The sequence below is a fragment of the Chryseobacterium sp. PTM-20240506 genome (assembly GCF_048296755.1).
Taxonomy (GTDB): Bacteria; Bacteroidota; Bacteroidia; order Flavobacteriales; family Weeksellaceae; genus Chryseobacterium; species Chryseobacterium proteolyticum.
Window position 1 is genome coordinate 901,359 of record NZ_CP182581.1, and the last position, 12,934, is coordinate 914,292.

Sequence of the window (12,934 nt, forward strand, 5' to 3'; positions counted from 1 at the left end):
AAAACACAATGTACTCATCCAAAGAAATTAAGACATGCTAAAAAAGATCATAGACCGACCGGTATTGGCCACTGTAATTTCCCTTATTATTGTAATATTGGGAATCATAGGCCTCAGCAAACTTGCGGTAACCCGGTTTCCGGATATTTCGCCGCCTACCATTATGGTTTCCGGATCTTATCCGGGAGGAAATAGTGAAACCGTTATCCGCTCCGTAGTAACACCTTTAGAAGAGCAGATCAATGGAGTGGAAGATATGCAATATATTAAGTCAAATGCCAGTAATGACGGAACTTTTTCCATTTCAATTATATTCAAACAAGGAGTTAATCCCGATCAGGCTGCCGTAAATGTACAGAACAGAGTGCAGCAGGCAACCCCTATTTTACCTCAGGAAGTTGTGAGAATGGGATTAACCACCTCCAAGCAGCAAAACAGTATGATCATGCTGTTTAACATTTATACTGACGATAATAAAAAGTATGATGAAACCTTTTTACAGAATTATGCCAACATCAATCTTATTCCACAGGTAAAAAGGGTAAAAGGTGTAGGGCAGGCTCAGGTTTTCGGAGCTAAAGATTATTCAATGAGAATCTGGCTGAATCCGCAGAAAATGTCATCTTACGGACTGGAACCTGCTGATATTTCCAATGCTGTAGCTGATCACAGTCTGGAATCTGCTCCCGGTAAACTGGGTGAGGAATCCAATGCTTCCCTTGAATATGTTATCCGGTACAAAGGAAAGAAAAACAAACCTGAACAATTTGAAAACATCGTTGTTAAAAATGACGGAACCAAACTGATCCGCCTTAAAGACGTAGCAAGAGTAGAATTCGGATCAATTTCTTACAGTGGGGATAATCTTTCAAATGGTAAAAATGCCGTGACTGTTGCTATCATGCAGACTACGGGATCCAATGCCAATGAAATTGAAATTGGAATCAACAAATCCATTGAACAGCTCTCTAAATCTTTTCCTCCCGGAATTAAATATTCCAAAGTGATCAGCACCAAAGAAAGATTGGACGAAGCAACGGGACAGGTAAAATCTACATTGATAGAAGCATTTATTCTGGTGTTTATTGTTGTGTTTATTTTCTTACAGGATTTCAGGTCTACCATTATTCCTGCTATTGCGGTTCCCGTAGCGATTGTCGGAACCTTCTTTTTCCTTCTTGTACTAGGGTTCACGATTAATGTACTGACACTTTTTGCATTGGTTCTGGCCATCGGTATTGTCGTTGATGATGCAATCGTTGTCGTAGAAGCGGTACACAGTAATATGGAAGGAACCAGCCTTACCGGTAAGGAAGCAACACACAAAGCCATGAATGAAATTACCGGAGCTGTTATTTCAATTACCCTGGTTATGTCTGCCGTATTTATTCCGATCGGATTCATGTCGGGTTCAGCAGGATTATTTTATAAACAGTTTGCCTATACGCTGGCTATTGCAATTATTATTTCGGCAGTGAATGCATTAACATTAACACCTGCATTATGTGCCGTTTTTCTTAAAAATAACCATTCCCATGAGGAAAATGGTAAGAAGAAAGGGTTTGGAAAAAGATTCGCGACCGCTTTCAATGCCAGCTTTAATAATTTAACGGGCAGATATGTAAAAGGCGTACGCTTTCTGATCAACAGAAAATGGATTGCCGGAGGTCTGATCATAGGGATTATCGGGGGAGCCGCATGGCTGATGACTTCTACGTCCAAAAGTTTTGTGCCTATGGAAGACGACGGACTGTTTATGTATACCTTAAGTATGCCGCCAGGGACAGGATTAACGAAAACAACAGAGGTATCTGATAAAATGAATGCCATGCTGAAAAAACTGGATGCTATTCAGGAAAATACATCTATCACAGGTTATAATTTATTGAGTAATAGCTCAGGGCCGGCCTATGCTATGGGATTTGTAAAATTGAAGCCTAAAAAAGAAAGAGGAGAAACCCAGGATATTGATGAAATCATGGCCATTGTTAACGAGAAGTTTTCAGGTATCAAAGAGGGAAGTGTCATGACATTCAGAATGCCACCGGTGGAGGGATATGGTATGACCAACGATGCGGAAATTGTACTTCAGGACCGCATGGGACGTGACCCACAGATTTTAAAGGCTAAAGCTGATGAGCTGATCGGACAGCTGATGCAAAATCCAAACGTAGCTTTTGCCTACACCATGTTCCGGGCAGATTATCCGCAAATGGAGCTGGAAGTGGATGAAGACAAAGCCAAACAGCTGGGCGTAAGCATTTCCAATCTTTTAGGAAGTATACAGACTTATTTTTCAGGAGACCAGTCTCAAAACTTTTCAAGATTCGGGAAATTCTACCGGGTAAATATTAAAGCGGATGGAGTTTTCAGAATGGATGCGGAAGCCTTTAATGATATCTTCGTGAAAAACAACAAAGGTGAAATGGTTCCGGCTAACACCTTGATCACTTTAAAGAAAGTATATGGTCCTGAATCTGTTGGACGATATAACCTTTACAATTCATTAAACATCAACGTGACCCCAAAACCGGGAGTAAGTAACGGTGCATTAATGACATCCCTGGAAAAAACACTGGATAAACTTCCATCTGATTATAGTTACGAATGGACCGGATTGAGCTTAGAGGAAAAGTCATCAGGAAATCAGACTATTGCAATCTTCGGTCTCTGTCTATTGTTTGTTTATCTCCTCCTTGCTGCCCAATACGAAAGTTATATACTTCCATTAGCTGTAATGCTTTCCATTCCTACAGGAATTGTTGGAGCGTTCCTTGGAATAAAAGCAATAGGATTCGACAACAATATTTATGTACAGGTTGGCTTGATCATGCTGATAGGACTTTTAGCCAAAAATGCCATTCTGATCGTTGAATTCGCTGTCCAGCGGAGAAAATCAGGAATGTCTCTTCTCGAGTCGGCTCTTGAAGGGGCGAAGTCCAGATTACGCCCTATTATTATGACTTCACTGGCATTTATTGTGGGGATGATTCCTTTGATGTTATCCTCCGGAGGAATGGCTTCAGGAAATAAATCCATCAGCGTGAGTGCGGCAATGGGAATGCTGAGCGGGGTTGTTCTGGGAGTATTTGTGATTCCAGTATTATATATGTTCTTTCAATATATCGATGAAAAGATTTCGGCAAAGAATCCTAATGTTTCTAATGTTTCATCACTAAATCAATAAAAATGAACACATTTTATATAAAAAATTTCCTTTTATCGGGATTGGCAGCAATACTCCTGTTGTCCTGCGCCGTAGGAAAAGAATATAAGAGACAGGACCTTAATGTCCCTCAAACATATAAAGAGTCCACGAAAGTAACCGGAGATACGGTTATACTTCCCTGGAAAACATTTTTTAAGGATCCTCAGCTGATTAGCCTTATCGACAAAGCTCTCCTGAAGAATAATGAGATCCATACCGCGCTTAAAAATATGGAGCAGCTTGATCTCGCCTACAAGCAGGCCAAAAACAATCTTATGCCAACTGTAGATTTCAGTGCAGGGGCCAACAGGGCATGGGCTTCAAAAAACAGCTTGAATGGTTCCCTTAATGAACAGTTTACCGGAACCAAGTATATTGATGATTTCAGCGCAACGCTAAGGTTGTCGTGGGAAGTGGATATATGGGGAAAGACCAAAATGCAGAAAGAATCCGCTGCAGCTGATTATTTTGCTCAAAAAGAAAATATAAATGCCCTTAAAACACGCATCATCGTACAGGTAGCTCAGGCCTACTACAATCTGATCAGCCTTGATGAACAGCTGAAAATAGCAGAAAAAAATATTGAGCTAAGTGATAATACCCTAAAAATGATGAAGCTGCAATATACAGCAGGACAGATCAATTCATTAGCAATTCAGCAATCTGAAGCCCAGAAGAAAACAGCTGAACTTCTTATTCCTTTGGCCAGGCAGAATATTTCAATACAGGAAAATGCTTTAAGTATTTTGTGTGGCGAATATCCTGGAAAAATCGACAGGGGAAACTCCATGAAAAATATGATCCCCGAAAATACATTGTCAGAAGGGGTTCCCGCCCAGCTTTTAAGCAGACGTCCAGACCTGAAAGCAGCAGAGCTGGCTGTCATCAGCCTGAATGCTAAAACAGGTCTTTCCAAAGCCGCCATGTATCCGAGCATAAGCCTTACTCCACAAATTGGAATCAACTCGAATAAGTTTAATACATGGTTTGATCTCCCGGGATCCATCACCAAGACCCTGGCTGCTAACTTAGCCATGCCTTTGTTACAGAAAAGGCAGCTGAAAACGGCTTATGAAACAGCTGTTATTGAACAGGAAAAAGCGGTGATAGCATTCCGGCAATCCATGATGACAGCAGTAAGTGAGGTTTCCGATGCAATGGCCAAATCTAAAGGAACATCAGAAAGGCTCGCATTATTGGAACAGAGAACTGCTATTCTGGACAAAGGAATCAATGATGCGCTTAAATTATATAAAAGTGGTATGGCAACTTATCTGGAGGTAATCACTGCACAGAATAACAAGCTCCAGAACGATCTTGAGTATGTAAACATTATCCTGGAAAAGCTAAATGCAGAAGTAGACCTTTACCGGTCTTTAGGAGGAGGGGTTAATTGATACTCAAAATACGATTACTTTTGTGAAACTGCCTTGTAAAATGAGGCAGTTTTTATTTTTTTTAATTGATCCCTTTTACAAGCTACAAACAATAATCTACCGGTCAGAATCAATCATCTTTATATACTCTTCAATAGTTCCTAAATTCATGGATTTTCTCCTTGCGTTTACGTGGCTTGAATCTGCAATATCTTTAAAAAAAACCTTGCCCTTGTCATCTATAGAATATTGGGTTCCATATATCTGTTTCCTGTTATTTAAAATCTCAACCCTGTCAATAAGGTAAGCCAGCTGAGACCTTTCAGCATTTCCTCTTTTAACAGCTTCCTTCATTATGGGAAGATATTTTTCCATTACAGATAATTTCCCCGCGTGCTGTACCGTAACGAATAAAGCAAGATTAGCATCTTTTCCAATCTTATCCTTTCCCAACCAACCCAGACTATCAATAATTTTTGTAACGATCATCAAATTATTTCGATCTATCGGATTTTGCTTTTGTGGATTGTATACGGGTGCCCTGTACTTTTGATCGTCAACCAATACTTTTTCCAGCTGATATTTTATAATACGGTATTCATCATCTTTCTTTTTACAGGAAGAAATAAGCAATACATTTAATAACAGGATAAAACAACTATGTCTCATGGTATTGATGACAAATTCATGAACTAAAAGTCAGATTACTTTTTCTCATTAAACATTTTTTCCAGAATCTGATAACGATAATTAAAAATATGTTCAATTTTCTTTTTCACAAAAAGCCCATGGGCTACTTCTCCTAAAACACCCATTGGCAGCTCATAATTAATCGTGTCCCTCATTAAAACACCTTTTTCGTTGGGAATGAATTCGTGAAAGTGATTCCAAAGTTTATAAGGTCCTTTTTTCTGAAAATCAGTAAAGCTTTTTTGAAAAGAAACCTGAATAATCTCAGTTTGCCAGCTCATCTTAATCCCCAGCAATGGAGAAACATAATAATCAATTATCATCCCTTCATAAATTTCATCATTCTCCAGCTTGGTCAGGACAATAAAGTTCATATCTTTTGGAGTAATTTTTGAAAGATTATTGGCTGAAGAAAAAAATCTCCATGCTGTTTCCAGATCACAATAAAGCTGCTGTTCACGTTGAAGTTGATGTACCATTTTGTATCGTCAATTTTAAAAGTTTGAGTCCTTAGGGAAAAGTTAAGTCATTAGTTTTAAAAAACAAGTGTTCTTTTTATTTTTTTTCATAAATAAAAGGTCGACATGAATAAATTCTCTGTTTACCCTTTTAATAAAGGAAAATGTAATATACCATATCCGTATACTTTAGTAGAAAAGGGTATAAAATAACCCACTATTTCAGGCTATCTTTCCGTCCTATTTTTATCAAAACAAAATGACAAATAAACCCTTACACAGTTTCCATATTCCGGTGATGGGACTAGCCTATACTATTGACAGTCCGATACGGGTTGCACAATATGGAATTTCCTCCGTTATTTCGATCATAGATGACGAGATTATAGAAAAAATGAAGAATTTTTACGCTGGAAAATTCAATCTCAATTATCCATTCATCTCTACAAAAACTGAAGATTACAGAGCTAGAAGAATAACGGACTACCTTAATATGGTAGATGACATCGTTAATAAAAAGTTCGAATCCTTTAAGCAGGAGATTATCAAGAATGCAGAAACACTCAGAGAATTTATAGGCATGCTACCGAACACTTCTTCTATTAAAAGCAGATTGCAGGATTTTGCAGATCAAAAAGACTATGTAGGTTCCGGTATCAGAAAATTTATTGACGCTCATCTCAGTCCCGGGAATATAGATGTGAATATTATGACAAAAGTAGATAAGGATAATTTCGCGAAAAATGAACAGCTTCCTGTAATGCATAATGACGCCCACGCGTCGTTACGGGGATTTGCTCATAGCAGACTCTCTTCATCTGTGGTACTTTCCGCAGGAATGAATCCACGTTTATACAGCTACCTCGAAGAATTTGATGATTTTTTTCCGGACAAAAATGGAAATCTGAAAAAAAAGATCATCCTCAAGGTAAGTGATTTCCGTTCCGCCATGATCCAGGGAAATTTTTTAGCAAAAAAGGGATTATGGGTCTCAGAATACAGAGTTGAATCCGGGCTCAACTGTGGTGGTCACGCTTTTGCAACGGAGGGCTTATTATTAGGTCCCATTTTGGAAGAATTCAAACAGAAAAAGAATGAACTCATAAATTCTGCTTATACTCTTATGATTGCAGCTTTAGAACAAAAAGACAGATATACGGCTACTCAACCGCCGGAAGTAAAAATTACCGTTCAGGGAGGAGTAGGAACTTCCGAAGAACATGATTTTTTACTTGAATATTATCATGCAGACAGTGTAGGATGGGGCTCTCCATTTTTACTGGTTCCTGAAGCGACATCTGTAGATAAAGTAACCCGCGATCTCCTGGCCCGATCTAAAGAAAATGATTTTTATCTCAGTACGATTTCACCTTTAGGAGTTCCTTTTAATACTGTCCGGGGAACCTCCAATGAACTTCTTAAACATCAAAAAGAGGCTCACGGAAAGTACGGTAGTTCCTGTCCCAAAAAACTGCTTGCACTAAACAAAGAATATTCCTCCAAAGGAAACTGCACGGCATCACGGAAATACCAAGCTATCAAATTAAAAGAGCTTGAGAAAGAAAAAGAAACCCTCAGTGAAGAAGAGTTTAACAACAGGAAAAAAGAAATAACTAATAAGGCCTGCTTATGTGTGGGGCTTGTGAATGCAGCCTATATGGAACAGGAGATTCAAATAAAAGGAGAGGATCAAGGTGTAGTTATTTGTCCGGGACCTAATCTGGCTTATTTTGATAAAGAAGTTTCTCTCACTGAAATGGTTCAGCACATCTATGGCAACGGCAATATCCTTCCGGACAATAAACGCCCGAATATGTTCATTAATGAGCTGAAAATGTATGTGGACCACCTGAAAAAGGAAATCAAAGCGGTAACTGACACGGTTACTCTTTCCCAAACAAAGAAATGGAATATCTTCAGAAAAAATCTACTGGAAGGCATTGCTTACTACGAAAACCTGTTCTGTACCACCGCATTTTTTAATAAAGAAAAAGAAAATATGAAACATCAACTTGAAGAGTGTAAAGTAATGATCTCACAAATTATAATTCCACAGATAGAAAATAAAAACTAACATACCTGTAATTCTATAATAAGGATAAATTCAAATCCGAATACTAGAAAATATTCAGGATGGCTTTTAACAAAAGACACCACAATGGGTGTCTTTTTAATTTTTTTCTATAGGATTTATTTTTATATTTCCTTTTGTAAACTTCTTGATTACATTCATTCTAGCCTCAATCATTTTCTTACGGTCAATAAAATTGATATTCTCATCGTATAGAATATTTTGGGACTTTTTTGTAATAGCTAAAAGTTTATAATGAAAGTTTTCCTGATCATCATATACTTCAAGAATAAGCCCCGGTAAACCAGCAAATTTATATGGGCCATCAGCTATTGGGATATCTTTTGTGTACCATGCAATAAATTTTCTACCTCTAAATGTAGCTTCTGCCTTATAACATTCGTATGTTAAAACATTTTTTTTCTCATCAATAAGTTTCCACTGCATCGCAGGACTTTTTTCCTTATAGCCAAAGTTTATATTTTCAATTTTATCACTATATATCAAATCAGGTTGTTGATAATCTTTTTTTATTACATGAGACACCTTGAACATTGGTCTTGATGACATTTGAAAAAACAGCTGACTATCTATTATTGAATCAATTTTATATTTTTTATCATTTTGAAAAATTGATTCATTATCACCAATATATAAAGTAAGCATATCATCACTTTTAGTACTTAGTGTTGAATCTGCTTTAAAATCAACATTGTAAATTATTTGAGTATGAGACTTAAACACTTTAAATTTCTTATTCTGTGAAAGCACAATCCCAAATAAAAATATAGAAACAATGGAGAGTATTTTTTTCATATTTTATTATATAAAAGGTGGCTGATATAACAGCCACCTGGATAGTTTATTTTTTGGTTACAATAATAATTTTTTTGACATCATTATACGGGTAATTTAATTTACTTATTTCTGTACTGTCCTCAATTACTTTTATTGTACGCACCTTTTCTGTATCCATTAATTTATGAAAGGTTTCAAAATCTATAACCTTATCATTAGCAATTATTACCGTTTGCTTTTTTTGTTTGTCAAAGTAACCTTTAACTTTACCGGAATTCTTAAAAAATTCATCAGAATTATTATAATCAACAATTGGTAATTTTTGAAATTCTAATGCTTGAGCATTTTTTCTGCTGCAAGAAAAAAGTAAAAAGAAAGTAGATAAAATAAGTAAGTTTTTCATATTAATTTCAATATTAACCCATGTATGATCCTGCTCCAGTACAAGGAGGTGTGATAACAGTCGATGATGTAGCTTGACTAGCTGACTCAAATTCCCAATATGTAATACCTCCCACAGTTTGCTCTGTATAAGTTCCGTATTGATAGCATGTGCCACAACAGGTAGTATCATAAGCTATAAACCCATTAAAGCTAATTTTTTTAATATTATTTTGCGCTGCATTAATCGTTTCAGCAGATTTTACATTACTTTTTGTTGGGGAAGCGGCACACAATATACCTGATGTAGCAATACCTAAAATAAGAATTAATTTTTTCATTTTGATCGTTTTTAATTTTAATATTTTTTTGTGATTGCAATCATTACAATAGTACAAAATTATTTTTATTCACCATTACGGGAAGCCCTATTTACTAAAACTTTCTGCTTGTATAGAATGTGAAAAAGGTAAACATTATTTATGCTTCATAATTTTCTATGATTTATTTCAATTGCTTTTCATTAAGCTCAAACTTTTTAGCCAAATTTCAAGTTTTTGCAGCCTTTCAATGATCTCATACTGAGTTAAATCTTTAAGGTCAATTAAATATACAGTGTTGAAAGAATCTAAAATTTTATTACCCCATACCTTCCAAAAATCTTTGCCCCTTAAAAAGTATCATCATTAAATTCCTTTGCGTCTTTGTATTTAAAATCATAATCTTAATTGACAGAATAAACTCTTATGATCAACCGTATTGTATTAATATTATCTTAAATAATCTTCTGTCCGCTATTCTTAAGAAAATTTTTCTTTAATTTTATACTACTGAAGATAATTCTACATCTTCAAACAATTCAGAAAACAAGGAGATCAACTATCTTAACAGTTTTCAATTGTGGGTTCATAGAGCACCACATCAATGATTATGACTAAAAAATTAATTTTTAATGTATGGAAAAGAGAATGATAAAAAATACGGATTTATCGGTCGCACCGATTAATTTCGGAGGAAACGTTTTCGGATGGACATTGGATGAGCAACAATCTTTTGACATCCTGGATCAGTTTACAGAAGCCGGATTCAATTTTATAGATACTGCTGATACCTATTCTTGGTGGGTAAATGGAAGAGGGGGACAGTCTGAAGAAATTATCGGAAAATGGTTGAAGAGCCGGGGCAAAAGAAACGATCTTGTCATTGCGACTAAAGTAGGATCAGAAACCAAAGAACATGGTTTTGATATCAGTAAAAGACATATCCTGAAATCTGTTGACGAATCTCTGAAAAGATTACAGATCGATCATATAGATCTTTATTATACCCACTTTGATGATCATAAAACCCCGGTTGAGGAAACTCTTGCGGCGTATGACGAAATTATAAAAGCCGGAAAGGTGCGTTATATTGCAGCTTCCAATCTTACTCCGGAACGGCTTACCGCTTCTTTTGAAGCTTCAGAAAAGAATAATTTACCCAGGTATGTCGCTTTACAACCTCATTATAATTTATTAGAGCGTGAAAAATTTGAAAAAAATTACGCTCCTTTGGTGGAAAAATATGATTTGAGCGTATTCCCATACTGGTCTTTAGCGGCAGGTTTTCTAACCGGAAAATACCGCAGTGAAGCAGATCTTTCTAAAAGTGCCAGGGGAGAAGGTGTCCGCAAATATCTGAATGAAAAAGGGGAGCGAGTATTAAAAGCTTTGGATCAGGTAAGTGAAAAACATCAGGCCAACCAGGCTTCTGTGGCATTAGCATGGCTATTAGCCAATCCACTTATTACCGCACCTATCGTAAGCGCAACCAGCCAGTCTCAATTACAAACCTTGTTTAAAGCGACTGAACTTCATCTGAGTAATGAAGATGTACAGCTTCTGAATGAAGCAAGCAAATAAAAACAAAGCCTCATACGAGGCTTTTGTTTTTATGATCTATATACCCTTGATTTACATACGTTGTTCAGTGTTTTGCATACATGCTGTTTTTTATTTCTTACGAATTTTGAATTATTAAATAAACAGTATGAAAATGAATACAATACAATTAGGAAATCAGGGATTGAAAGTTCCTGTTATAGGTTTAGGATGTATGGGCATGACAGGTTTTGAAGATGGAAATATGTATGGTGAAGCAGATGAGAAGGAAGCTATTGCGACCATTCACAGATCATTGGAGCTAGGAGGTAATTTTCTTGATACAGCAGATCTTTACGGTCCGTTTAAAAATGAGCAGCTTATTGCCAAAGCTACGGAAAACAATCGGGACCAATATATTATTGCTACCAAATTTGGTTGGGAAATCAATGACCAGGATAAGGTTACCTGGGCCATCAACGGAAAGAAGGATTATGTAAAGAAATCAGTAGAACGTTCCTTAAAAAACTTAAAGACCGATTATATTGATCTTTATTATATGCATCGGCTGGATAAAAACACACCTATAGAGGAAACTGTAGGAGCAATGAGCGACCTGGTAAAAGAAGGAAAAGTGAAATACATCGGCTTATCGGAAGTATCTTCAGAAACCATCAAAAGAGCCCATATTGTTCATCCCATTACAGCTGTACAAAGTGAATATTCATTATTTGAGCGTACAGTAGAAGAAAGAGGAGTGATTACAACATTACAAGAGCTAAAAATAGGGTTTGTGCCTTATTCTCCGCTCGGACGCGGTTTTTTATCCGGACAAATCCGTTCCATTGATGACTTGCCTGAAAATGACTTCCGACGCGCAATCCCTCGTTTTCAGGAACAACATTTTTATAAAAATATTAAACTGGTAGAAGCCATTGAGTCTATGGCAAAAGAGAAGAACATTACGTCTTCCCAACTTGCATTAGCATGGATTATCAGTAAAGGCTTTGTCCCGATTCCAGGAACAAAACGCAGAAAATATCTGGAACAGAATATTGATGCTGTTCATATTCAGCTTACAGAAGAGGAAATTTTAAAACTGGAAAGCATTATTCCTTTAGGCACTGATACGGGAGCTCAATATGATGAATTCAGTATGGGACTGTTAGATTAATTATTACATTTGTTTTATGAATGCTATTCAGTCGGTTTCAGCTTTTCATCGCCTATTATCCTTACCGGAACCTAAACATCCGTTGGTAAGTGTTATTAATCTTTCCCATTCTATATTTCTGGAAGATGAAATATGGAAAGGTTTTGTGAACAGATTTTACTGTGTTGCCTTGAAAAGAGAAGCAAAAGGCAAGATCAAATATGGTCAGCAGCATTATGACTATGATAAAGGAGTATTAAGCTTTACTGCACCTAACCAGGTACAGTATTTAGACTTGCAAAATATGGAATGCGGATCAGGTTACTTATTGATCTTTCATCCTGATTTTTTATTGAAACATCCTTTGGCATCTTCGATTACGGGTTATGGTTTTTTCTCCTATGCGGTAAATGAAGCTTTACATTTATCGGAAGATGAGGAAGATGATCTGATTGCAATACTCAAAAAAATAGATAAAGAATGTCAGCATATCGATCGTCATACCCAGGATATTATTTTATCTCAGATTGATCTTTTGCTTAATTATTCCAATCGTTTTTATGAACGGCAGTTTATTACCCGCAAAAACAGCAATCATCAGCTCCTAACAAAATTCGAGCTTTTCTGAATGATTATTTTGATCATGAACAATCTGTAGATAAGGGTTTGTTAACCGTTCAGCTTATTGCTGAAGCAATGAACCTATCTCCTAATTATCTCAGTGATCTGTTAAGAATTCATACAGGGCAGAATACCCAACAACATATTCATGAAAAATTAATAGCAAAGGCTAAAGAAAAACTGTCGACCACTAATTTATCTGTGAGTGAAATCGCCTATGCATTAGGCTTTGAACATCCTCAGTCTTTCAGCACTCTATTTAAAAAGAAAACAAAAATGGCTCCGATGGAGTTCAGAACTTCCTTCGGAATAAAATAAT

Annotated in this window: 10 protein-coding genes and 1 pseudogene; 6 read left to right on the top strand and 5 right to left on the bottom strand. The window is 36.4% G+C overall.

The features are described 5' to 3' along the window. Positions 1–34 precede the first annotated feature (34 nt). A complete protein-coding gene (locus ACNFU2_RS03850) occupies positions 35–3,187 on the top strand; it encodes an efflux RND transporter permease subunit (protein ID WP_418123791.1) in 3,153 nt (1,050 codons plus the stop codon). Positions 3,188–3,189: 2 nt separating this feature from the next. Next, positions 3,190–4,605, top strand: a complete 1,416-nt coding sequence (locus tag ACNFU2_RS03855) for an efflux transporter outer membrane subunit (protein ID WP_418123793.1) — start codon at positions 3,190–3,192, stop codon at positions 4,603–4,605. A 96-nt stretch (positions 4,606–4,701) separates the two neighbouring features. On the opposite strand, the gene ACNFU2_RS03860 is transcribed toward ACNFU2_RS03855, so the two are convergent. Continuing rightward, entirely contained in the window at positions 4,702–5,253 is a 552-nt protein-coding gene (locus tag ACNFU2_RS03860; RefSeq protein ID WP_418123795.1) for a DUF6624 domain-containing protein, read from the bottom strand. A gap of 35 nt (positions 5,254–5,288) precedes the next feature. Beyond that, positions 5,289–5,753 (bottom strand): SRPBCC family protein, encoded by a 465-nt coding sequence (locus ACNFU2_RS03865; RefSeq protein WP_172282683.1) that lies wholly within the window; start codon positions 5,751–5,753, stop codon positions 5,289–5,291. A 238-nt stretch (positions 5,754–5,991) separates the two neighbouring features. Between ACNFU2_RS03865 and ACNFU2_RS03870 the strand changes: the two genes are divergently transcribed. Continuing rightward, complete coding sequence (locus ACNFU2_RS03870) at positions 5,992–7,806, top strand: hypothetical protein (RefSeq protein WP_418123797.1); 1,815 nt, start codon at positions 5,992–5,994, stop codon at positions 7,804–7,806. Positions 7,807–7,902: 96 nt separating this feature from the next. On the opposite strand, the gene ACNFU2_RS03875 is transcribed toward ACNFU2_RS03870, so the two are convergent. The 3 genes from ACNFU2_RS03875 to ACNFU2_RS03885 are packed head-to-tail and all read right to left on the bottom strand — an operon-like array spanning position 7,903 to position 9,323. Next, positions 7,903–8,619, bottom strand: a complete 717-nt coding sequence (locus ACNFU2_RS03875; RefSeq protein WP_418123799.1) for a GLPGLI family protein — start codon at positions 8,617–8,619, stop codon at positions 7,903–7,905. A gap of 46 nt (positions 8,620–8,665) precedes the next feature. After that, complete coding sequence (locus ACNFU2_RS03880) at positions 8,666–9,004, bottom strand: hypothetical protein (RefSeq protein WP_418123801.1); 339 nt, start codon at positions 9,002–9,004, stop codon at positions 8,666–8,668. Between the two features lie 13 nt (positions 9,005–9,017). Then, positions 9,018–9,323, bottom strand: a complete 306-nt coding sequence (locus tag ACNFU2_RS03885; protein WP_418123803.1) for a hypothetical protein — start codon at positions 9,321–9,323, stop codon at positions 9,018–9,020. Between the two features lie 615 nt (positions 9,324–9,938). Between ACNFU2_RS03885 and ACNFU2_RS03890 the strand changes: the two genes are divergently transcribed. The 3 genes and pseudogenes from ACNFU2_RS03890 (at position 9,939) to ACNFU2_RS03900 (ending at position 12,933) form a co-directional block, all read left to right on the top strand. After that, positions 9,939–10,883, top strand: coding sequence for an aldo/keto reductase (locus ACNFU2_RS03890; protein WP_418123804.1), 945 nt, complete (start codon positions 9,939–9,941; stop codon positions 10,881–10,883). Between the two features lie 133 nt (positions 10,884–11,016). Then, positions 11,017–12,015, top strand: a complete 999-nt coding sequence (locus ACNFU2_RS03895) for an aldo/keto reductase (RefSeq protein ID WP_306612356.1) — start codon at positions 11,017–11,019, stop codon at positions 12,013–12,015. A gap of 16 nt (positions 12,016–12,031) precedes the next feature. Then, positions 12,032–12,933, top strand: a pseudogene (locus ACNFU2_RS03900) (helix-turn-helix domain-containing protein). Position 12,934 lies beyond the last annotated feature (1 nt).